The 21743-nt window shown below is 42.3% G+C and carries 22 protein-coding genes; 10 read left to right on the top strand and 12 right to left on the bottom strand.

The window, feature by feature from the left end; translation table 11 throughout:
• The first annotated feature begins 70 nt into the window (after positions 1-70).
• The 5 genes from N39L_RS23735 to N39L_RS23715 all read left to right on the top strand — a co-directional run bounded on the left by N39L_RS23735 (position 71) and on the right by N39L_RS23715 (position 4127).
• Positions 71-1501 (top strand): Ni/Fe hydrogenase subunit alpha, encoded by a 1431-nt coding sequence (locus N39L_RS23735; RefSeq protein WP_014276572.1) that lies wholly within the window; start codon positions 71-73, stop codon positions 1499-1501.
• Positions 1502-1585: 84 nt separating this feature from the next.
• Positions 1586-1864 carry a (2Fe-2S) ferredoxin domain-containing protein gene (locus tag N39L_RS23730; protein WP_006619167.1) on the top strand — a complete coding sequence of 93 codons (279 nt, stop codon included), beginning with the start codon at positions 1586-1588 and terminating at the stop codon, positions 1862-1864.
• A complete protein-coding gene (locus N39L_RS23725; RefSeq protein WP_006619166.1) occupies positions 1864-2367 on the top strand; it encodes a PAS domain S-box protein in 504 nt (167 codons plus the stop codon). The genes N39L_RS23730 and N39L_RS23725 overlap by 1 nt, the downstream gene beginning before the upstream one ends.
• Before the next feature lie 39 nt (positions 2368-2406).
• A complete protein-coding gene (locus N39L_RS23720; protein WP_014276571.1) occupies positions 2407-3573 on the top strand; it encodes a SpoIIE family protein phosphatase in 1167 nt (388 codons plus the stop codon).
• Between the two features lie 74 nt (positions 3574-3647).
• Positions 3648-4127 carry a hydrogenase maturation protease gene (locus tag N39L_RS23715; RefSeq protein WP_014276570.1) on the top strand — a complete coding sequence of 160 codons (480 nt, stop codon included), beginning with the start codon at positions 3648-3650 and terminating at the stop codon, positions 4125-4127.
• 110 nt (positions 4128-4237) lie between these two features.
• Here N39L_RS23715 and N39L_RS23710 read toward each other — a convergent pair whose 3' ends face one another.
• Positions 4238-5203 carry a glycosyltransferase family protein gene (locus N39L_RS23710; protein WP_006619163.1) on the bottom strand — a complete coding sequence of 322 codons (966 nt, stop codon included), beginning with the start codon at positions 5201-5203 and terminating at the stop codon, positions 4238-4240.
• Between the two features lie 45 nt (positions 5204-5248).
• Entirely contained in the window at positions 5249-5404 is a 156-nt protein-coding gene (locus N39L_RS23705; protein ID WP_157888733.1) for a hypothetical protein, read from the bottom strand.
• Between the two features lie 223 nt (positions 5405-5627).
• Between N39L_RS23705 and N39L_RS23700 the strand changes: the two genes are divergently transcribed.
• From N39L_RS23700 to N39L_RS23690, 3 genes are read left to right on the top strand one after another with little or no spacing between them, the layout of a single operon-like run.
• Positions 5628-6290 carry a vWA domain-containing protein gene (locus N39L_RS23700; RefSeq protein ID WP_006619162.1) on the top strand — a complete coding sequence of 221 codons (663 nt, stop codon included), beginning with the start codon at positions 5628-5630 and terminating at the stop codon, positions 6288-6290.
• Between the two features lie 19 nt (positions 6291-6309).
• Positions 6310-7674, top strand: a complete 1365-nt coding sequence (locus tag N39L_RS23695) for a PP2C family serine/threonine-protein phosphatase (RefSeq protein WP_006619161.1) — start codon at positions 6310-6312, stop codon at positions 7672-7674.
• A 4-nt stretch (positions 7675-7678) separates the two neighbouring features.
• Positions 7679-9436: a helix-hairpin-helix domain-containing protein gene (locus N39L_RS23690; RefSeq protein ID WP_014276568.1), complete on the top strand. Its 1758-nt coding sequence runs from the start codon at positions 7679-7681 to the stop codon at positions 9434-9436.
• Positions 9437-9468: 32 nt separating this feature from the next.
• On the opposite strand, the gene N39L_RS23685 is transcribed toward N39L_RS23690, so the two are convergent.
• The 8 genes from N39L_RS23685 to N39L_RS23650 all read right to left on the bottom strand — a co-directional run bounded on the left by N39L_RS23685 (position 9469) and on the right by N39L_RS23650 (position 16217).
• Positions 9469-10029, bottom strand: coding sequence for a helix-turn-helix domain-containing protein (locus N39L_RS23685; RefSeq protein ID WP_231851991.1), 561 nt, complete (start codon positions 10027-10029; stop codon positions 9469-9471).
• 21 nt (positions 10030-10050) lie between these two features.
• Positions 10051-10182, bottom strand: coding sequence for a hypothetical protein (locus tag N39L_RS23680; protein ID WP_286131455.1), 132 nt, complete (start codon positions 10180-10182; stop codon positions 10051-10053).
• A gap of 76 nt (positions 10183-10258) precedes the next feature.
• A complete protein-coding gene (locus tag N39L_RS23675) occupies positions 10259-10951 on the bottom strand; it encodes an HAD family hydrolase (RefSeq protein ID WP_014276566.1) in 693 nt (230 codons plus the stop codon).
• A 73-nt stretch (positions 10952-11024) separates the two neighbouring features.
• A complete protein-coding gene (locus N39L_RS23670) occupies positions 11025-11657 on the bottom strand; it encodes a hypothetical protein (RefSeq protein WP_006617970.1) in 633 nt (210 codons plus the stop codon).
• A gap of 408 nt (positions 11658-12065) precedes the next feature.
• Positions 12066-12419 (bottom strand): DUF1257 domain-containing protein, encoded by a 354-nt coding sequence (locus tag N39L_RS23665; protein WP_006617969.1) that lies wholly within the window; start codon positions 12417-12419, stop codon positions 12066-12068.
• A 150-nt stretch (positions 12420-12569) separates the two neighbouring features.
• On the bottom strand, positions 12570-14099 hold the full coding sequence (gene ycf46 / locus N39L_RS23660) for a stress-responsive protein Ycf46 (protein ID WP_006617968.1): 1530 nt from the start codon (positions 14097-14099) through the stop codon (positions 12570-12572).
• Positions 14100-14208: 109 nt separating this feature from the next.
• On the bottom strand, positions 14209-14559 hold the full coding sequence (locus tag N39L_RS23655) for a slr0373 family blue light stress response protein (RefSeq protein WP_014276565.1): 351 nt from the start codon (positions 14557-14559) through the stop codon (positions 14209-14211).
• Between the two features lie 182 nt (positions 14560-14741).
• Positions 14742-16217: a hypothetical protein gene (locus N39L_RS23650; protein ID WP_043468538.1), complete on the bottom strand. Its 1476-nt coding sequence runs from the start codon at positions 16215-16217 to the stop codon at positions 14742-14744.
• A 286-nt stretch (positions 16218-16503) separates the two neighbouring features.
• Between N39L_RS23650 and N39L_RS23645 the strand changes: the two genes are divergently transcribed.
• Both N39L_RS23645 and N39L_RS23640 read left to right on the top strand, forming a co-directional pair.
• Positions 16504-17973, top strand: coding sequence for a phytoene desaturase (locus tag N39L_RS23645; RefSeq protein WP_014276563.1), 1470 nt, complete (start codon positions 16504-16506; stop codon positions 17971-17973).
• A gap of 60 nt (positions 17974-18033) precedes the next feature.
• On the top strand, positions 18034-18984 hold the full coding sequence (locus tag N39L_RS23640; protein WP_006617964.1) for a ribonuclease Z: 951 nt from the start codon (positions 18034-18036) through the stop codon (positions 18982-18984).
• Here the strand turns inward: N39L_RS23640 and N39L_RS23635 are convergent.
• Both N39L_RS23635 and N39L_RS23630 read right to left on the bottom strand, forming a co-directional pair.
• Positions 18960-19631 carry an N-acetylmannosamine-6-phosphate 2-epimerase gene (locus N39L_RS23635; RefSeq protein ID WP_014276562.1) on the bottom strand — a complete coding sequence of 224 codons (672 nt, stop codon included), beginning with the start codon at positions 19629-19631 and terminating at the stop codon, positions 18960-18962. The two genes, N39L_RS23640 and N39L_RS23635, sit on opposite strands and share 25 nt — an antisense overlap.
• 56 nt (positions 19632-19687) lie before the next feature.
• On the bottom strand, positions 19688-21559 hold the full coding sequence (locus tag N39L_RS23630; protein ID WP_006617962.1) for a hybrid sensor histidine kinase/response regulator: 1872 nt from the start codon (positions 21557-21559) through the stop codon (positions 19688-19690).
• Between the last annotated feature and the right edge of the window lie 184 nt (positions 21560-21743).

The raw sequence follows: 21743 nt of genomic DNA, 5'->3' as shown, positions 1-21743 counted from the left end.
ATTAATGGTTAGCCCGCAATTATCTGGTTAATTATTGATTGTTGATTCCCTGGAGAGGTGATTTGATACTATGGCTAAGACAGTTGTTATTGATCCAGTGACCCGCATTGAGGGTCATGCCAAAATATCCATATATTTGGATGATGCGGGAGAGGTGGAAGATGCCCGATTTCATGTAGTAGAATTTCGGGGTTTTGAAAAGTTCTGCGAAGGACGACCGATGTTTGAAATGGCCGGAATTACTGCCCGTATTTGCGGGATTTGTCCGGTTAGTCACCTCTTAGCAGCGGCTAAAACGGGGGATAAAATTCTGGCGGTACAAGTGCCACCAGCCGGGGAAAAATTGCGGCGGATGATGAATTTAGCCCAGTTAACTCAGTCCCATGCTTTAAGTTTTTTCCACCTCAGTAGCCCTGATTTTCTGTTAGGTTGGGATAGTGACCCCGCCAAAAGAAATGTATTTGGATTAATTGCGGCTGATCCAGATTTGGCTAGGGCGGGTATTCGTCTACGCCAGTTTGGTCAGACGGTAATTGAACTATTGGGGGCGCGGAAAATTCACGCGGCTTGGGCGGTTCCGGGAGGGGTGCGATCGCCTCTTTCTCAGGAAGGTTTGGAATGGATAAAAGACCGCCTACCAGAAGCCCGCCAAACTACCGAATTAGCTTTAAATTTATTAAAGCGTCTCCTCGATAGTGACTTGGCTTCTGAGGTCGATATATTTGGTAAATTCCCCTCTCTATTTATGGGTTTAGTGGCTCCTAATGGTAATTGGGAACACTATGGCGGACATCTGCGCTTTATTGATAGTGATGGTAATATTGTCGCTGATGGTTTGAGTGAGGATAATTACCAAGACTATTTGGGTGAGGCTGTGGAAAATTGGTCTTATCTCAAATTCCCCTATTATAAACCTCTGGGATATCCTGATGGTATTTATCGGGTTGGACCTTTGGCGCGGCTGAATGTCTGTGATCAAATTGGAACACCCGATGCTGATCGGGAATTGCGGGAATTTCGCGATCGCGCTGGTAGTCGGGTTGCTACTTCTTCCTTCTTCTACCATTACGCCCGTTTAGTGGAAATTATGGCTTGTATTGAGGCGATCGAGGCTTTGGTAGAAGACCCTGATATTACCTCCTCCCGCGTCCGTGCTGATGCCGGAATTAACAACTTGGAAGGGGTGGGAGTTAGTGAAGCCCCTCGCGGCACTCTATTTCACCATTATAAAGTCAATGAAAATGGCTTAATTCAAAAGGTGAATTTGATTATTGCTACCGGACAAAATAACTTGGCAATGAATAAAACTGTTACCCAAATTGCCAAGCATTATATCCATGGTAATGAAATCCCCGAAGGTTTGTTAAACCGAGTTGAAGCTGGTATTCGCTGTTTTGACCCTTGTTTAAGTTGTTCAACTCATGCTGTTGGTCAAATGCCACTACATATTGAGTTACTTAAACCTGATGGCACAATTGTTGATGAGGTTTATCGTAATTAAGTCCGATTAAACACAGAGGCAACCGCTGCTGGTTGCCTCCCAAACCAGCGGGATATTTATTGTTTAACTTGGGTAATAATTGATATGGCAAAACAAAACTTATACCTGTGTATGGGGTCTGCTTGTCACCAAATGGGCGTTTATGAAGTGTTGCCAAAACTTCAGGAATTAATCGCGGAATATAAACTAGAAAGCCGCATTGAACTTAAAGGTTCGTTTTGCTTGGAAACCTGTAGTTCCGGTATTGTCATGAAATACCAAGACCAACACTTTATTAATATCAGCCCGAAAAATATCGAAGATAAATTTATCGGTGAAATTTTGCCGATGATTCAGAATAGTAATTTACCCTTGAATTCATAATGCTAGAAAATCATGAGAATCCCCATTTATGGCGACTGCTTTGGGAATATGACCCTAACGGTTTAATTGCCGTGGATGTCTCCATGAATATTAAAGTTGTTAATCCGGCATTTTGTAACTTTTTTAAGGTCGAGGCTGCCGAGATTATTGGCACTCCCGCTTTTAATTTGTTGGGGAATGTAGACCGCTTCAAAAAAGTTTGGGAAAAAAACCAAATGATGCAGGGGATAGAGGTGGAATATGAGAATCATCATCTGTATTTAAAAGAGGTGATTTTTCCGATTAAAGATGAAAATATCATCGCCTGCATTATGACGGATATTACCTCGGAAATGCAGCGGAAAAAAGAAATCAATGATATCCGGGAACAAACCGTTAAAAAAGTTAACGAAGTGGTTGACAATCAAATGAAAGTTGCCCAAGAAATCGCTGGACTACTCGGAGAAACTACCGCCGAAACTAAGGTTAGTCTTCTCAAAATTATCCAGATGATTAACCAATAGCATATTTTTGTTTACCAAACCAAGTAGTTGAGTCGGCTTATGGGTCAAGATAACTTTTTTGATATTTGCGATCGCCACCTTAATAAAAAAGGCGAAGAACTCTGTGGCGACCAGGTTAAGTTTACCAAAACTGAAACTAAAAGCACCATCGTCCTCTCTGATGGTTTGGGAAGTGGGGTAAAAGCTAATATCCTAGCTACCCTGACTACGGAAATTTTAATCACTATGTTAAATGCTGATGTTCCCCTGGAGGAAGTCATCAAAACTGTGATCGGAACCCTGCCAATTTGTCAAGTTCGCCAAATTGCTTACGCTACATTTACCATTATTCAGATTGACCACCAAAGCAGTCATTTTAAGGTGATTAATTTTGATAACCCCCCTATATTTTATTTTAACAAAGGACGGGTAATTACACTAGATACTAAGACTGAAAAAATCCTCGGTAAAAAAATCATTTCCTCGGAAGGACAGCTACAAAGGGGAGACTTTCTAGGCGCTATTAGTGATGGGGTTCTTTATGCGGGTTTAGGGGATACCATGAATTTTGGGTGGGGGTGGGACAATATCGCTAAATACATGGAAAAAGTGTTTATGACTCAGGCGACTAACTCCCGTAGCATTATTGAACAGGTGATGGCGGAAACGCGATCGCTTTATCGAGATAACATCGGAGATGATGCTACCTTTGTTGGTATTTATGTCCGCAAACGTAACCCGGTCATGATTTTTACAGGACCCCCTTTAGATATTAACAAGGATGAGTTATATGCGGAACGTTTATTAACTTTTAAAGGTCGTAAAGTTATCTGTGGGGGTACAACAGGAAACCTGGTGGCGAATTATATGGGGGAAACTGTGGAAATGGATATTTCCACCATGCGAAAAGATTTACCCCCTATCGGTAAATTAAGCGAAATTGATTTGGTCACTGAGGGAATTTTGACGATTTCTAAAGCTACAGCAGTTCTCCGCCAGTGTAATTGTGATATTACCCGGCTTCCTTCTGACCAAAATGGTGCGGTACTTCTGGCGCGAGAAATTTTAGAGGCTGATTCTATTTTCCTTTTGGTTGGTCAACAGATTAATGAGTTTTACCAAAATCCTCTGCTTCCTAAAAATATCTCGATTCGACGCAGTTTAATTGAAGATTTGGTAAACTTACTCAAACAAAAGCAGAAAGAAGTTACCGTAGAATATTGTTAAATTCCCGGAGTACGGTATCAAAATTGGGTACTTTTAACAGATAATTACGGCTAACTGTACTACTAACATATACGATGGAAAATGTCAAGTCTTTTTTAATTATTGGCTATGGTAATCAGTTAAGGGGTGATGATGGCATTGGACAGGAGGTAGCCAGGCTGGTGGAAGAGTGGAAAAAACCTAATGTGCGATCGCTTTCAGTTCACCAATTAACCCCGGAAATAGCGGAAGAATTAACCCATTTTAACTATGGGATTTTCGTAGATGCTAGTATTACTGGGGAAGTGGTGGAAGTCTCACCCCTGACACCTGATGACTCAGAAACAGTGGTTAACTTTGGTCATTCTATCAATCCGCGATCGCTGCTTTCCTTAGCCAAAACTCTGTATGAATACACACCCCAAGCCTGGCTAGTAGCAGTCCCCGGCGATAACTTTGATTTAGGCGATCGTCTTTCTCCCACGGGAGAACAGGGAGTTAATGAGGCTTTAACGCAAATTAAAATGCTCATCGACACTTATAGCAATACCCGACAAAATGAGGACAGTAATTAAACCCTGAATATACAAATTATAAATTGTCTTTAAATCTGGTTAATGAACTGGCAAATACCAAATTTATCATCAGACAATTTCACCTGTCAGCCTCGATTTTTACCCACAGTTTAGGTGTTAGAAAATAGACTACTGGGGGATTTGAGCAAATACCCAAACAGTTTTTTAATAAATTTTCGGGTGGGTCGATAGCGCCACAAATCTTCGAGCAGCAAATTAATCTTAACATTGCCATAAATTAGGCATTGAGAGTCTTCATAAAACTTCTGCTGCATAAAAGTCATCGGGTCTGAATAAACATCATTAACAAGGAATGGTTTGATTCCCGCCCAATGAATCACACAAGCCTCTTTATGCCAGTCGCGATTCCCAATTTTTCCGTCCTCAAGGGGGAAACGTTGACGCATTTCTTCTTGGGAATAGTTCCACATCAAAACCTGCATTGGTGCAGTTTTCAGATGAATTTTGCCCTCATCTAATGCTCGAAAAATCATGAAATTTAATAGTCCTTGTTCGCCATATTTAAAAACATCAGGGTATCGATTCTTAAACTCCAACAGTTCGGCATATTCAGCCAAGCTAAAAATCCCCCTCTTGCCCCAAAATACCCCAGTGACAAAATAGGGTCGATCTTGATAATTAAAATCAGGGAAGTGCTTTTTCATCCCCTCCAAGTCAAAGAATAAACGCGAAATATCTTCAGCCTTCCAATCCTCCAAATTATGATCAATAATCATGTCATAATGTTCAAGATCCCCAAAATCTAGCACATCCCCCCAGATTATTGTATCCGCATCTAAAAACAGAAAATTCTGCCAAGGACTTTCCCAAAAGGCAATCATTTTAGTCAAGCCCCAACCAAAACTATTTTCCTTTAGAAACGGATGTTTGACCGTCTTTTGATTAATAATCTTAACACCGTAAGTTTTTTCTAAGCTGGTTGTATTAAAATCACCATCAACGATTAAACAGATAGGAACATCCCCGCCAAAGTAGCGAATACTAGCACAACATCCTGCCGCAAAGTGGTAGTCCTTAAAACAACAAGCAATGATAATCCCAAAGTCTTGAATCATGGTAAATAGTTTCTCATCGCAGATTATGGGGGATAGTATAGCATTTTAGGAAGGGTTGGAGAAGGTGCGATCGCTCTCTATTTTGACCTGTCGGCACTGCCTTTGAAACCACCAACGGTAGACTATCCAAGCCTTACCCAGTTGAATCGCTCGACTGCTGACACTCCATTGCCTCTCAATTCCGCTTCTGAAACATCCCATTTTCTACTATTAGAGGCAACCACCATAAATTTTTACATTTCTTAATCAAACTCCCGTCTTTTTCCGTTTTTTTCCGTCTTTTTCCGGCTTTCACATATTCGTATAGTTGGCTTATAATAACTATGAAATTCAATATATCCTCAAAACCAACCATGTGGCGATTCAGAATAGATACAAGCTGGGGAAATCAAGTTAATTAATCTGAATAATTAAGGAGAATTACATGAATTTTCAGCCCGGATATGCCGAAAACCCCGATCCTCGTTGTCCAGTTGTTTTGCTTCTGGACACATCAGGTTCAATGAGCGGTCAACCCATTGATCAATTAAATCAGGGATTAGTCACTTTTCAGCAAGAACTAAGCCAAGACAGCCTAGCTGCTCGGCGTGTACAAGTGGCAATTGTCACCTTTGATAGTTATGTAAATGTCGTTCAAGATTTTGTTGACTTTGATCAATTTAATCCTCCTCACCTGTCAACCACAGGTACAACGGCAATGGGCGAAGGTATTGGAACAGCGCTCAATCTGATCGAATCTCACAAGCAGCTTCTTAGAGCTAATGGTATTGATTATTATCGACCTTGGTTGTTAATGATTACAGATGGCGCACCTACTGATAGTTGGCAAAATGCCGCTCAAATGCTTCATCAATTTTATGCTAATAAAAAGGTGGTTTTTTTTGCCATTGCTGTTCAAGGTGCAGACATGAATACCCTGTCGCAAATCGTTCCCCCCGGATCTATACCTCCTCAACAGCTACAAGGATTAGCATTTAATCAGCTATTTACCTGGTTGTCTAGGTCAATGGGATCAGTATCTCGGAGTCAAGGTAGTGGCGCTCAAGTGGCTTTGCCAGACGCAAGCGGATGGGTAGTTGGCACTTAATTATCAATAGGATTTTATCATGCAGTGGCAAGCAATTGGGTGTAGTGAAATAGGCTCAGGACATATCAAAACAGGTATTCCGTGCCAGGATTTTTGCGGTCATCAAATCATCTCAAATAATCAGGTAACTATTGGCGCTGTTTCTGATGGAATGGGGAGTGCCGCCCATTCTGATTTGGGTGCAAAAATAGCAGTGCAAACAACCCTTAACTGTCTCAATCAACGGGATTGGTTAAATAATTCTATAAATGAGAGTCAAGCCCAAGCCTTTTTTGATGAATTATTGGAAACTGTAGTCAAAGAAATTCAAACTGTGGCTAAAAAAGAAGGCTACTCAGTTAGAGATATGGCTTGTACGCTATTGGCATTTATCGCCACACCTAATTGGCTTGTTGCTATGCAATGTGGTGATGGATTAATTGTAATCCGTCCCCAATCTTCTCAAAATTATCAACTTATATTCCAACCTCAAAAAGGAGAATATGCGAATGAGTATGTCCCGATAACTTCTGCTTCTGCTGATCAGTATATGCAAGTTAAAGTTATTGCTGAACCGATTGATTTTATTTGTGCAGCTACTGATGGCATAGAACATATTTCGTTGATTAAATCTAAACAATGGAAGGCTTATGATAAGTTTTTTGAGCCTGTGGAAACACAAATTATGCGTTCCCATAAAACAGAAGCGGAGAAAAAAAATATTGTCAGTGATTGGCTAAAATCTGATGACATAAATCAAAGAACTGATGATGACAAAACGGTATTACTTTGTATTCAAAATAGTCAAAATCATAACTCTTCATCAGGTCCCATTCAATCATCAAACATCCAACTCAATCCCTCCCCCTCCCCTTCTGCTATTTCTCAATCACCATCTACATCAAGAGATCCCATTGAATCTTTGGAAGATGATTCACTAAATAGCCAACCATCATATAATATTCAGCCAGAATTTGACAAAATCAAGGAAGACATTTATAAATTCACCCAGAATCAGTATCATAATATAGATATAAAATTAAGTTTTAAAAAAAGAATTTTAACAATCTCTGTCATATCCGACCAAAAAGTAGATCAAAAAAATTTCATTGATTTACTGCGACGAATTGACTTTAATGATTATGAATTGCCGATTAAAGAAGTAAACATCAATCATAGAGGTAATCGAAACCATCAATATTGGCAATATAAATTTAGTCTTGATTCTATACAACCTTGGGTAAACAAAATGTTATACATAATCCTAATAGTTATTTTAATGACATTAATCAGCCTTTTGATAAGTATTTTGTCTAATGGATTATTGATGCAAATATTAATGTATATTGTATACAGTTTAATCTTAATCATTAGTGTTGATATTTATGTAAATCAAAGTAGATAGTATTATGAAGTATCTCAAATCTGAAACAACCGGAGAGTTGGTTAGTCTTAACAAAGAAATTGCCAGAGGAGGAGAAGCAATAATTTATGAGACTAGCAAGGCTGGTTTTGTAGCCAAGATATATCTTAAGTCAGCACCCAGTGATACTTGGGATAAACTACGCTTAATGATTAGTAATTCTCCCCAGCAACCAGCTTTAAAAAATGGACATATCTCAATTGTTTGGCCGCAGTGTATTCTCACAGATAAAGGAATACCAAAAGGGTTTTTACTGCCTTATATTAGCAATACATTAGAATTTTCAGTTATATATCATCCTGCTGCTAGAAAACAAAACGCCCCGACTTTTAATTGGTTATACTTACACGCTACAGCTATGAATATTGCGGCTTGTATTTCGTCTATTCATGCCAAAAAATATGTCATAGGAGATATTAATGGTCAAAATATTTTGGTAAAACGAAATACTTATGTTTCTATCATAGACACCGATTCTTTTCAAGTAACAAATCCTCGCAATTCAAAAGTCTATCGTTGTAATGTCGGGGTGGAAGAATATACGCCACCGGAAATGTACGGAAAAAGCTTTCGCGATTTCGATAGGCACGAAGTACATGATCGCTTTGGATTAGCTATTCTAATTTGGCAGTTACTTTTTAACGATCACCCGTTTTCAGGTAAGTGGAATGGCTCTGGTGACCCTCCAAGTTTAGGAGAAAAAATTGCTCAAGGACACTGGGTCTATGGTAAAAGCTCTAAGGTTAAACCTAGTCCCATAACCATATCATTTGATGTGATACATCCTCAGCTACAAGCCTTATTTCGTCGCTGTTTTGATGATGGACATCGCAATCCTTATGCTCGACCTAGTGCATCGGAATGGCAAAATGCTTTAGAAGTGGCAATCAAGGATTTAAAACAATGTTCTGTGGCCGGAGAACAGCATTATTATGCTAGAACCTATGGCAGATGTTACTGGTGTGAACGGAAAGCTCAAATTGGGGTTGATATATTTGAAAATCCTGCCGGATCAGCTTCGCCTAATACCGGAAGTTCATCTTTACCTACTATTATCAAAAATTGCGCTAATTCTAATTTAAATAAACCTACTATTACTCCAAGTTATGGATCACCTAATGTCCCTCCAAGCCCATTGCCTAGGCCCATATCCATATCACCTTTAACTATCCTTCCTACACCACCTGCACCTACTAATCAATTTACCCCCAGCAAACCCACTCATCCATTTGTTCAATGGATACAATTAAAAGTTGCTCAATTTAAAGTATCAAAAACACAAAAGTGGATTGCTGTAGCCTTGTGTATTGTTAGTGCCTCTGTTTATTTCGGTTGGCAATCCCAAATTCAAAAAACAGCTTCGCAATCCTCTGCAAATCAAACGGCGGGGCTAAATTCAGATCCTAAACAAACAATTGTTAGGTATTATCAGTTAGCCACCAGTAACAGAAAAGAGGCTATCAAGTTACTCAGCGACCCTTGGCGACGAAGAGCCGCTCAAAGGGTTAAGGATAATTGGTGGGATTCTGTCCGAAAAGTTGAGGTTTATGCTTTCCAGACTTTTGCTAAAAATAATAGCAAAGCCAAAATTAAAGTGTGGTTGAAATACCACATGAAAAATGGCCAGACTCCCTGTGAAAGCTTGATATTTAATTTAATTTTTGACCAAAATAAAAGTACCTGGCTTATCGATAGTGTAGAACCGAATAGTGTCATCCAAAATCCATACTGTGATGCCAGATAATCTAATCCATAATTCTCAAAATTCACATAAATTTACTCGATCCAATTCTGAACTTCTGGTAAGGGTAAATCTAAGGATTCGGCAATTTGTTCCGGTGTTAAACCGAGTTGACTTAGTTTCTCCACCGCCTTAAATTTAGTCTCTTGCAAGATATGTTCAACTATTTGGTCTTCATATATGGTATTTTTGACTGGAGATTCAGGATGGACTTTATCCTGATGTTCTAAATTGGCTGTTTCATAATTACTGCAAAGATTAATAGTATTAACGCGCACATTATTGCCAATAAAAGGAGACTGATAATTTACAAACCCTAAACGCTCAACTGTAGCGACTAAATTTGATTTATTAACATCTTGATCAAAGACTTTTGATAATAACTGCCACAGTTCGTAGCCTTTATCCTTGGCATGACCTGTACTACATCCGTACTGCTTGGCGATCGCACTATACTTGTCCCCATTCAGGACTCCCTTTAAAATCGCTAATTGCAGACTATCCAAGTGTTCCCCAGTTTGTTCAAACACAAACTCATCAATCGAGTTAACCACACTTTGCCACTCCATCACCTCTAAATTCTCCTTCCGAAACATCTCCTTTTTTATGATTATCCATCATAACCCCTGGCTCAAATCGTCGCCATAAAAGAATAAAGGGGTTGACAAGGGGAGGAGCGATCGCCTAGATTCAATGTATTCGTCTCCCATGGCTATACTCATGACTAAAAAATCAACAGCCAGAAGCACCAACTCAGACAGTTGAACCCAAATCAGTCAGCGACGCGATACTCCCAGCCCTAATTTGAGTGCAAAGTAGCCCAACTCAATAAACAGTTTCCCTAAGTCCCACCGTCTCCAAAAACTGCTGGGGGTGGGGAAGTGCATCCCAAACCCACCAAGAACCGCAATCTCTCAACTCTTCAGCGCCATGGTGTCCTGAAGCGATCGCGATCGCCCTCGCCCCAATCGCCCGCCCGCAGCGCACATCGTGGGGCGTATCACCAATAACATATAATCGCTCCGGGGAGACTTTCCCTAACTGTTGCTGGGCTAAAACCACAGCCCGTTGTGCAATTTCCACGCGATCGCGCGATCGCCCCGAAAACGCCCCCAGGGGAAAGTATGAATCCAGACCATAGTGAGCCAATTTAGCCCTTCCCCCGGCTTCCATATTTCCGGTTAAAACCAAAGATAAAACATCCGTGCGCTGTTGCAAATTCTCCAAAATTTCCCGCACTCCCGCCAACACATATCCCCGACATCGCAGCAACATTTCGGGGAGATGTTTAATGTAGAGTTTCTGAAGTTGTTCGATATTTTCCGCCGTCGGTTCAAGATTGCACTTTTCTAAAATCCTGCTGCAAATATCCCAATCTGTCAATCCCGCCATATTCAAAGCTGACAAATCCGTGCGATCGCCTGTCAGTTCTGCGATCGCTACCTCCATCGACAGCCGCCCCGCCCCTTTAGTGTTTAAAAGCGTCCCGTCAATATCCCAAAATACAACCTTTTTCATCTGTTATGTTGACAATAATTGTTGTTTTTAGTGCAGTTTTATCGCGTCGTTGTCAGCGCCCACAAGCTGGTATTCAATACCATTTCTCTTCTTCAAAAATTTTACGTTTTAACCAACGAGGCATCTCCCATTCTGAAGTCCAGAGAATATTATGCTTTTCGCTGTAGGATTCAAATCCAACTTTTGACCAATATTTTCGTAGCAGTGACTGCCCTTTCTGTTTGGGATATTTGCCGGATAAGTCGTTAGTAGGAACTGGATGGCAACCCACAACTTCCCCCCAGGCGAAACCCTGTAAAAACATCGCCAATGCCTGCAAGCCGTAATCCATGCCCCGGTACTTGGGTTCAATGAAAACGCTATTTATGTAGAACAAGTAGCGACTATATTCTATGGCATCCTGACCTTCCTCTAAGAGAAAGAACGATGCAAAGTATGACAAGTCCGAGTTCATACAATCGGCGACAATTACGACCTCTCCTTGATTGTAATATAAATCGAACCGATGGGCTTGCATTCTGCCAATCTCAATGGGTTCCGGGTAATCTCCCGATGCCCATCTTTCCTCTAATTCTTCTTTTGATAAATCGATACTACCGTCAATTTTGACAGTAGTATCGATTCGGGTAACTTGCAAATCATCTAATTTAGAATAAGAAAGATCCAGGTTTGATAAATGAAAGGTTGATTCTAAGTGAAGTTCCATGGCTATGTTTCTTTTTTTACCATTACCTACCAGATTCTACCCTGGAGCTAGGGCTAATCAAGAATGGGTGATCGCGACGAATCTAGCCAACCGGCTCGGGTGTTCACGAGTATCCGGTCGATATCCCCAAATCAAACCGTTGTCAAGTTTTCAAATACTCCCTCTGCCATTTCCGTCTGCTGACGTTCAATTATAGCTCGTTCATCCCTTTTCATTTAATAGCTGATTTGGACCATATAAAGCCATGAAGTCAATGGGATAATCACCCCGTTGATGTTAATAAACCCGCCCAAAACCAAGATGGTAGCATGGTCAGGGCTGTTTCCATGGTTAAATTAACTAGCCACACAAAAAACGGGCTAACCCGTCATTATGGTTAACCCGCCAGCTTGGGAACGCTCAGAGATTCTATTTTTGAACAACCAGTTTGACGTTTGCGCCTTGGAGACCACGCTGTTTAACATCAGCCAAAGTCTTGTTAACGGCGTATTTTTGATTGATAGAGTTGATCAACTCAGTTTGGTTGTGTTTTTTAGCAACACCCCACAGGTCAGCGATCAAATCGTAGCTTCCATCGCTATTGCGAGACCAACCCAGGTCATACTCGCCATCAAGGACGGCAACCAAGTCGGCACGGACGCGCTGGCCGTTGTAACCGCGAACGTCAGCGTTGGAATTCACAGAGATACCCAGATCACGCAGAGAAGATTTCAGGATTTCGGCATCGGTGATCTTGGTACGCAGTGTGCTAAAGTGAGACATTTAGGTATCCTCCTAGTGGAACTAAAAACGAAACAACAACGGTTTTGATTTGAACTGTAATCGCTCTTCGTGGGATGCAAAGACGATTGTGATAGAAACTGCTAGCGAATATGCTAGCCTTTACTCCTGTTTGGACCAGGAGAAAGCCTGTTAGAACTCCATGCGCTGATATTCAGCGACGGAGGACGCAGCCGGTCGCGCCCGCTGTCTGGCCCAGTCTCGTAGCGCTGTGACCTGTTCCTTCATCGTTTTTGACAGGGGTAGGGTTGCCTTAATGGCGGCGATAATGTCAAGCTGCGTAAACTCGCGATCCTGAGCAAATGCCTCATACATGGCAGCGACTAAGGCTTGCTCAATTTCCGCTCCTGAGAAGCCTTCAGATATGGTAGAGAGCTGATCGATATCAAAGCGATCAATATCTGAGCGACGTTTGGAGAGGTGAATCTTAAAAATAGCTTGTCGTTCTTCCTTGGTGGGTAAGTCTACAAAAAAGATTTCGTCAAATCGTCCTTTTCTGAGGAACTCACCGGGAAGCCTTTCGACTCGGTTGGCGGTTGCCATAACGAACACGGGGGATTCTTTCTCTTGCATCCAGGTTAGGAATGAACCAAAGATGCGGCTAGATGTGCCACCGTCTGAATCAGCAGAGCCACTGCCTCCGGCAAAGGATTTGTCTAATTCATCGATGAATAGGATGGCTGGAGAAATGGATTCTGCCGTTTTGAGGGCGTTACGAAGGTTGGCTTCCGATCGCCCTACCATAGAGCCATCGTAGACCCGACCCATATCTAATCGCAACAGGGGTAAACCCCACAGCCTAGATGTAGTTTTAGCTATCAGGGATTTTCCACAACCGGGAATTCCCAAAATTAGCATCCCTTTGGGTTGGGGTAGACCATACTCTCTGGCTCGTTCGGTAAAGGCATTAGAACGCTGCTGTAACCAGTGTTTCAGCTCTTCTAAGCCCCCAACGGCATCAATGGTTTCATCAACATCTATGAACTCTAGGATGCCATTGCGCCGAATGAGTTGTTTTTTCTCAGACAGAACAATTTCAACCTCTTTATCAGTTAGCTTACCTGCAGTTACATGGGCTTTGCGGTAAACTTTCTCAGCTTCATCTTTTGTTAAACCTAGGGTAGCTTTCAGGAGTTTTTCCCTGGTTTCCGTGTTGATGCGCTTAGAACGGCTCTGCTCAAGTTGGGCAGACAGTACCTGATTGAGTTCTGTCATGTCCGGTAGGGGGAAGTCAAGGACCACTACTTCCTTTTCTAGCTCGATAGGTACTTCTTGCACTGGAGACATCAAGATGATTGTCTTGTTTGTGTTTTTGAAGTTAGCGATCGCATCGCGTAAACACCGGGTTACTTCTGGAGAATCCTTAAAGGGGTGCAAGTCCTTAAAGATGTAAATACTGCCACTAGCATTTGGCTCTCTGTGCCGAATTACCCATTCGATCGCCGATTGCGGTGATACCGTGTTAGACTGTACTGTGTTACGGGCTTGATCCTTGCTGTATTGGGTCAGTCCCCTTGTTACTGTCCAAACGTATACTTCCCGCTGGCGCTTCGAGTTCTGTGCAATGGTGGCGATCGCCTGCTCAGACCGCTCCTCCTCGAAAGTCACGAGGTAGATCAGAGGATATCGAGCTTCAATTAGGATACTAAGTTCTTCTTGCATAGTCCTCGATCCAGGGTAGAGACGGTACAACGTTTACTAATGGTGTTTCCCCATATCCGATTGTGAGCACGACATCGCACTATCATCGAAGCTAGGTTTTTTGACTTCCTCAACAGGGAACGAGTTCTTCTTCCCCTGTGTGGGCAGTGGTTGGACCCACTTCTCGCACTTGCGTAACCGAAATTTCTTCGTCCGACAGTACAGTGGGTTGGTTCTTGAGTGATACCAATTCGCCTTGGTCTATGACCACAGAACTGGCACACTCGGGACAGGCATAAACCTTGTGGCTATGTCCGCGTAGTCCTTCTAACTCATCTACGATTTCTGGGTGGGTGAGATAGAAGACAAGAGCTTTTTCAGCTAGAGCGGACATTGGTTCCGATTCAACTGCTGCCTTGATTTTGAGTTGGCGATGCAGTTGAGGTGGAATATAGAGTGTTACCTTTTGCTTACTTTGCATAGGACAGTGAACTTGTGTACCCGGGTATGTATGACAACATAGCGGGTATTTTTTGAGATGTCAAGCAGTTATGCTGCTATAACGTCAAACTTGTAATATTTCGTTACAATTATCCCCAAAAAAACCAAAAAACCACTGGTGGGGTGGGTAAATTGACGGCACAGGGCTGGGGTAGCGATCGCTCAGTTTCTCCTCCTGGGCCAGGGAATAGAGGGTTCAGCGACTAATTTTTGAGAGACAGCCCTCGCGCCGTAACGGTTGAGGTGGCTAGGGTCTACAAAATAATCGTATTGGGTGAGAGCCCTTTGGGAGAGGTCAACAAACAGGAACCCCTGCTGTCGGGAAAGGTATATCATCCGATCGCGGAATTGACGTTCCGCAGACCAGCGCACAGAGTCCAAATAGCCTTGGGTGAGGGGAAGGTTAACCAAGACTAGGGAAATATTGCGGCCGCGAGTAAAGGCGACGACAGAATCAAAGGCTCTCGCTTGTACTCCCTCTAGGTTAAATGATTGATAGTCTCCGTCATAGCGACCTGAGACATAAGGACGACGTTGATAATAGGTATTAGGATTATAGCGATCGCTTAGGGGTAGGAATCCTTGAGCATCAATGTTATCAAGAGATATGGGAGTGAGATTAACGGGCTGTTGTCCAGAGCGATAGACTAAATCTGTTAGTTCCCAGTCTGCTGATGAGTCCCCCATGATCGGATCTAAGGTGATATCCGGCTTGGCTTGGTAAAAATTGAATTTTGACCCCCTAGCCACACAAAGCGCTGGGAACTCGTGACAGGTGGTTGGGTAAGGTTGTGCTTGGGCTAGTTGGGGGCGGATACCAGAACCTATGCGTTGATGTCCCGCAGATGCTAAAACTGCTGCAAAGGTGCGATCAAAACGACCACTATTAAAGGCTCGCACTCCGTCAGCCCACAGAATCATCGGAGGTAAATGCTCTGGGGGTAAGATTTCCCTAATTAAATAGTTTACTAACTGGGCTGTAGCGCCGTTGATACCAAAGTTGAAAATTCTTAGGTTTCCGTAGCCTCTAGCTGTGAGGGAACGCTGCATTTGATTAGGATCTACTCCCTGAAGGGCGCGGGAACTGCCGACAATTAAAATGTCTGGCGTGCCAACAGTGCTTAAATAGGATAGATATAGCTCTAATTGGCGATCGAAAAGTTCGCTGTCAAAACTGGGAAAAGCGCTTACTGACCTACTTCTGGCGGCTTGTTGTTGAGAGTAGGTCAGGTTACGCATATACTCTACTACTTTTCTTTCGGCAAAGCTGCGCCGGGGACTGCGGGGAGGGACGGCTTGCATCCATGCTACAGCTTGCACCCATTGACGGGCTACTTCGTCCCAATCTTCCTTGGTGCGGGCGTTTTGGGCTAAATTGGAGGCTCTCAGAGCAAAACGCACTGATTCATCAAAGGGGTTGGTTTCGACGCAGTGATTGGATTTGGATATAATTTGATTGGCTGACCGGGCGATCGCATTGGGGACTGATTCTGATTCAGACACTTGGGCGGCGATCGCTTTTTCCGATACTTGGCTAAGTGTAGCCGACTGTTGAGACTGGGAACATCCAGCCATAAGTACCATCGGCAACAGGGCTAAAATTTGGGTGGTGAACCGGAGACTATAGAATCTACTCATCGATGTTTTGACAAATGACGCTGAATACAGACCAGTTGGGTTTTAACTTTTCCGTCTGGAGAAGCCACTAATTTTGATAAGGGTTTGATTTCCTATCTGCTTACCTAATTATGTCGGCTCAGGCTCCAATTGTGGGGAAGGATCGCCAAGGGCGATCGCACTCTTTAAGTTAGCTTAATTGGGAACCATTAGGCTCGGCTATTTGTAAACGTCTCTATTTACCACTTGTTTATCATTACATATTTTAGGATATTATGGTAACTATTAACTGGAATTGACTAGACTCATGAATATTATCATTATTGGGAGTGGCTTAGGCGGACTGGCGGCGGGGATTCGGTTACAGGCTTTAGGTCATCAAGTAACTATTTTGGAGAAGCGAGATAAACCCGGAGGGCGGGCTTATTGCTATCAGCAGGATGGTTTTACCTTTGATGGTGGTCCTACCATTATTACCGCACCTGGGTTAATTGAGGATTTATTTACTTTAGCCGATCGCTCCATGTCTGATTATGTAAAATTAGTCAAACTTGACCCTTTTTATCGGGTCAGATTTCCCGATAGTTCAGTATTTAACTATAATGATAATTATCAGGAACTTATCGAGCAAATTCGAGAGTTTAATCCTGGAGATGTACAGGGATATCAACAATTCTGTCGGGCGGCGGATTTAGTCTTTAGTAAAGGATTGCCTTTGATGACTAAACCTTTTCATAAATTTAGGGAGATGCTCAAAGTTGCGCCAGCCATGATACAACTTCAATCCTATAAATCCGTGGCGGGATTTGTGAATCAATATATACAGGATGAACGGTTACGCCAGGTGTTTAGTTTTCATCCTTTATTGATTGGTGGAAATCCTTTTAATAGTACATCGATTTATGCCATGATTCATAAACTTGAACAGGTTTTTGGGATTTGGTTTGCTATGGGGGGGACGGGTGCTTTGGTGGCGGCTTTGGTGCGACTTTTTGAGGAGATAGGGGGGGTTTTATGTCTCAATGCGGAAGTTGAGGAAATTGTGATTGATGAAGACACCAGAAAAGCCAAAGGCGTGATTTTGAAGAGCCAGGAAATGTTAGAAGCTGAGGCGGTAGTGAGTAATGGTGATGTGGCGTTTACTTATCTCAATTTAATCTCACCCAAATTTAGGAGAAAATATAGCGATCGCCAAATTAAAAGCCTGCGCCATTCAATTTCTCTATTTGTAGTTTACTTTGGCACCAATAGACGTTATAATAATATGGCACACCATGAAATTATCATGGGGCCGAATTATCGAGAATTAATGGATGATTTGTTTAAACGAAAACACCTATCATCAGATTTTTCTCTGTATTTACACCGTCCTACTGCCACTGATCCATCCTTAGCGCCAGCGGGTTGTGATTGTTGGTATGTGCTATCTCCAGTTCCTAATTTAGCAGGAGATACGGACTGGAAAATCATGGCAAAACCCTATCGCGATCGCTTAATTCAATTTTTAGAAAATCAATATATGCCCAATTTATCCCAACATATTGTCACCGAAAATTGTATAGACCCTCTGCATTTTCAAAATACCCTAAACAGCTATTTAGGAAGTGCATTTTCCCTAGAACCCACCTTAATGCAGTCGGCTTGGTTTCGTCCCCATAATGTGAGTGAAGATATCCCTAATCTGTATTTTGTCGGGGCGGGAACTCATCCGGGCGCTGGTATTCCCGGAGTGATAAGTTCGGCTAAAATTGTATCTGATTTAGTGGGGAAAGCGTGATTTTTAAACCGGACACAAATTAACTAAAATCGCCAAGCTGAAATTAAAGGAGTAGCCATTTTGCAGATTACATTTTTAGGCACAAGTTCAGGAGTTCCCACGCGATCGCGAAATGTTTCGAGTATCGCCCTACGTCTTCCCCAAAGGGCAGAACTTTGGTTATTTGACTGCGGAGAAGGAACCCAACATCAGTTTTTGCGTAGTGAATTAAAAGTCAGCCAACTGAGTCGTATTTTCATCACCCATATGCACGGTGATCATATTTTTGGTTTAATGGGATTACTAGCCACCTGTGGTTTAGCCGGAAATGCTAACCGCATAGATATCTACGGACCCCCTGAATTAGAAGATTACTTAAAATCCTGCACTCGCTATTCTCAAACCCACTTTTCTTATCCGGTAAAAGTCCATCGCGTTAAACCGGGAATAATTTACGAAGACGAGGAATATATTGTCAGTTGTGGACCTCTCAAACATCGAGTTCCCGCCTTTGGATATCGGATCGAAGAAAAGGATCGCCCCGGACGTTTTTATGTCGAAAAAGCTCAAGCCTTGGGGATTCCACCCGGACCGATTTATGGTAAACTGAAAAATGGGGAAATCGTCACCCTTCCAGATGGTCGTCAAATTAATGGTTCTGCTCTTTGTGGAAAACCAGAAATCGGCCGTAAATTCGTTTATTGTACGGATACGGTCTTGTGTGATGGGGCGATCGAATTAGCTGATGGTGCGGATGTTCTCATACATGAGGCTACATTTTCTCATCTTGATGCTGACATGGCATTTCAGCGACTGCATTCTACCTCTACAATGGCGGCGCAGGTGGCTTTGGCTGCGGGGGTCAAAACTCTATTAATGACGCATTTTAGCCCCCGCTATGCACCGGGAAATGATATAGTTTTGGAGGATTTGTTAAAGGAAGCTAGGGCAATTTTTCCCAATACCAAAATGGCCTATGATTTTATGAGTTATGACATTCCCAGAAATCAGGAATTAGTAATAGCTTCTTGAAATCCCTGTACTAGGTAATCAATACCAGTAATAGCTGTTCCGACCACGATCGCATTAGCCCCTAAAGCGATCGCCTGTTTAGCGAAAGTCGGGGAACTAATACCCCCCTCGCAAATCACCGGACAATCAAGCTGTTTAACCAATTGACTAAGAAGTTCAAAACCTGGGGGCGATAGGTGTTTAGTCGCCTCTGTGTAGCCATAGAGAGTGGTTCCCACACAGTCCGCCCCCGCTTCAACCGCTGCTATTGCTGCTGCTAAAGTATCTATATCAGCCATCACTGGTTTAGCTAATTTTTGATGAATTTGGGCGATTAAAGATGCCACAGTTTCCCCGTCTGGGCGGTTTCTTAAAGTCCCATCAATGGCAATAATATCAGCCCCAGCTTGAGCGATCGCCGCCGCCTCTTCAAACCGAGGTGTAATATAAACAGAAAACCCCGGAAATTGTCGTTTCCATAGCCCGATAATGGGTTGAGCGACCTGTTGGCGCACCGCCGCGATATGGGCGGGGGTATCAATTCGCACCCCTACCGCCCCCCGTTTAACTGCCGTTTTGGCGATCGCTGCGATAATTTCCGGGTCATGTAAGGGGGAGTCAACAGGGGCTTGACAAGATACAATTAAGCCAGACGGAAGGGTTAACATAGATATTTTTTAGATACCAATAATCCTGGTTAAATTATAACAGCTATTGCATCAATTTAATCCTCATAATTTTTGCCCAGGTTTAAGGATTCGATTTGATTCAGTAGTTGATTAGGTAATATAGGTTTATTCAAACATTTATCAACCCCGAATTGTAAGGATTGTTCCTGTTCATCGCTGTTGGTAGTAAGGGCAACAATTTTAATTTTCTGGGTAGTGGCATCTTCCCTAAGATGACGAACAATATCATAACCATCTTGTCCTGAAATATGTAAATCCATCAAAATCGCATCTGGTTTAAGAAGTTCAATAGTTGCCAAAGCCGTTAAACCATCCATCAACCATACCACTTGATAACCGGCTGCTGTTAGTAATTCACAGATTAAAGTCGCGGTTTCCTCATCATCTTCAATCAAGACCAATCTACCTTGAGGACTATCTGTATACATAGACGGCAGAGAGGTTTTGTAGTTAGAATTATTTTTGTCAATTAAAGGTTGAATAGGGATGTAAACCGTAAATTTAGTACCTAAGCCAATGACCGATTCAAATTGAATGCTACCGCCATGTAACTCCACCAATTGCTTAGTCAAAGCCAACCCTAAACCCGTGCCACCATATTGGCGGCGGTAGGGAGAATCTAATTGTTGAAACTTCTCGAATAATAGGGATTGTTGTTCTTTAGAAATGCCAATACCAGTATCTTTAACTTGAAAGATAGCCATTTTGTCTTTCCGGGAAACTGTGAGGGTGACGCGACCACCTTTAGGGGTAAACTTAATAGCATTACTTAATAGGTTGAGCAAAATTTGTCTAACCCGGCGATAGTCTGCCCGAAAAAGGTCTTGATCAACCTTCATTTTTAAGTAGAGATTCACTCCTTTTTCTTTGGCAAAATCTCGCAAAGTATGTAAACATTGTTGCGCCATTTTTCCCAGGGAGAATTGGCTAATTTTTAGGACGGTTTTACCAGATTCAACTTGGGAGAGATCGAGAATATCATTAATCAAAGCCAGTAGATTTTCGCCGCTATCGTGAATAGTTTGCAGATAATGTTTTTGCTTTTCTAGGGGTAGGGCGGGAAAATTCTCAGGCTGACTATATAACCTCAATAAAGTCGATGAAATGCCAATTACATGGGTAAGCGGTGTTCGTAATTCATGACTCATAGTGGCTAAAAATTCACTTTTAGCACGGTTAGCACATTGAGCGGCTAAGAGGGCATCATGAAGGGCTTGGGTGCGTTCTTTAACCCGTCTTTCTAAGGTTTGTTTTTGTTGCTGAACTTGGGCGTACAGTTGGGCTTGATAGATAGCGATCGATAGATGTTGAGTAATTTTACTAATAAATTTTTGCTCGGTTTCTTTCCATTGACGATCGCTAAAACACTGATGAGCAATTAATAGACCCCAAAGCTGTTTTTGTACTAAAATTGGAGCCACCAGTTGCGCCATAACCTGCTTTTGTTGTAAAATCGCATACAATTCCGGGGATGACTGATAGTGCAGTTTAATATTAGGGATGCAATGGATGATAGATTTTTGATAGTATTGTTGACATTCGGGAACTTGAGCAAAGCAGCGATCGGCTTGTTCCCAGTCTAGGAGTGAGGCGATCGCATCAGAGGATTTAGCCTCATAGGTAATACTTCCGTGAATCGGATCATGGCGATCGGCTTCTGGGGTGGGGATTTCGGTATTTAAGTCGGGTTCTTCTAATTCAGGAGATAGGTCTTTAGGATGATCACCGGTCTGGACATGATAGGTGTTTAACTGATAAATCACCAGACGATCAACCTGCAAAAATTCGCGCAACTGTTCGACTGCGGTTGACAAAATTACCGACAGGTCAAGACTCTGGCGAATCTGGGTCGTCACTTGATTTAAAAGTCGCTCTCTTTCCAGTTGCTTATTTAGGGAATCATCCACAGGCTTAGTAAATATTGCGATCGCACAGATTTAAGCAAACACAGATTTTTGCTGTACACTCTAAAGATAGCACCAAACCACTCTACCTCATTTAGATCGCTTCTGATCAGGGTTCGATTCAGGGTTTTTCTCTCTCCATGTGGCTGATGTAGGCGTTTTCAGGGTCAGATTTGTTGCAATATTG

Origin of the sequence: Limnospira platensis NIES-39, assembly GCF_026000695.1 — a bacterium.
GTDB classification, from domain to species: domain Bacteria; phylum Cyanobacteriota; class Cyanobacteriia; order Cyanobacteriales; family Microcoleaceae; genus Limnospira; species Limnospira platensis.
The sequence above is the reverse complement of the archived record's forward strand: the minus strand, read 5'-3'. Positions and strand labels throughout refer to the sequence as shown.

Bases quoted from the DNA above. Each gene is read 5' to 3' on its own strand.
- N39L_RS23735 (WP_014276572.1), top strand. From the start codon at position 71: ATGGCTAAGACAGTTGTTATTGATCCAGTGACCCGCATTGAGGGTCAT.
- N39L_RS23715 (WP_014276570.1), top strand. From the start codon at position 3,648: ATGGAAAATGTCAAGTCTTTTTTAATTATTGGCTATGGTAATCAGTTA.
- N39L_RS23725 (WP_006619166.1), top strand. From the start codon at position 1,864: ATGCTAGAAAATCATGAGAATCCCCATTTATGGCGACTGCTTTGGGAA.
- N39L_RS23730 (WP_006619167.1), top strand. From the start codon at position 1,586: ATGGCAAAACAAAACTTATACCTGTGTATGGGGTCTGCTTGTCACCAA.
- N39L_RS23655 (WP_014276565.1), bottom strand. From the start codon at position 14,559: ATGCAAAGTAAGCAAAAGGTAACACTCTATATTCCACCTCAACTGCAT.
- N39L_RS23720 (WP_014276571.1), top strand. From the start codon at position 2,407: ATGGGTCAAGATAACTTTTTTGATATTTGCGATCGCCACCTTAATAAA.
- N39L_RS23650 (WP_043468538.1), bottom strand. From the start codon at position 16,217: ATGAGTAGATTCTATAGTCTCCGGTTCACCACCCAAATTTTAGCCCTG.
- N39L_RS23645 (WP_014276563.1), top strand. From the start codon at position 16,504: ATGAATATTATCATTATTGGGAGTGGCTTAGGCGGACTGGCGGCGGGG.
- N39L_RS23690 (WP_014276568.1), top strand. From the start codon at position 7,679: ATGAAGTATCTCAAATCTGAAACAACCGGAGAGTTGGTTAGTCTTAAC.
- N39L_RS23695 (WP_006619161.1), top strand. From the start codon at position 6,310: ATGCAGTGGCAAGCAATTGGGTGTAGTGAAATAGGCTCAGGACATATC.
- N39L_RS23700 (WP_006619162.1), top strand. From the start codon at position 5,628: ATGAATTTTCAGCCCGGATATGCCGAAAACCCCGATCCTCGTTGTCCA.
- N39L_RS23685 (WP_231851991.1), bottom strand. From the start codon at position 10,029: ATGTTTCGGAAGGAGAATTTAGAGGTGATGGAGTGGCAAAGTGTGGTT.
- N39L_RS23635 (WP_014276562.1), bottom strand. From the start codon at position 19,631: ATGTTAACCCTTCCGTCTGGCTTAATTGTATCTTGTCAAGCCCCTGTT.
- N39L_RS23710 (WP_006619163.1), bottom strand. From the start codon at position 5,203: ATGATTCAAGACTTTGGGATTATCATTGCTTGTTGTTTTAAGGACTAC.
- N39L_RS23705 (WP_157888733.1), bottom strand. From the start codon at position 5,404: ATGGGATGTTTCAGAAGCGGAATTGAGAGGCAATGGAGTGTCAGCAGT.
- N39L_RS23675 (WP_014276566.1), bottom strand. From the start codon at position 10,951: ATGAAAAAGGTTGTATTTTGGGATATTGACGGGACGCTTTTAAACACT.
- N39L_RS23670 (WP_006617970.1), bottom strand. From the start codon at position 11,657: ATGGAACTTCACTTAGAATCAACCTTTCATTTATCAAACCTGGATCTT.
- ycf46 (WP_006617968.1), bottom strand. From the start codon at position 14,099: ATGCAAGAAGAACTTAGTATCCTAATTGAAGCTCGATATCCTCTGATC.
- N39L_RS23665 (WP_006617969.1), bottom strand. From the start codon at position 12,419: ATGTCTCACTTTAGCACACTGCGTACCAAGATCACCGATGCCGAAATC.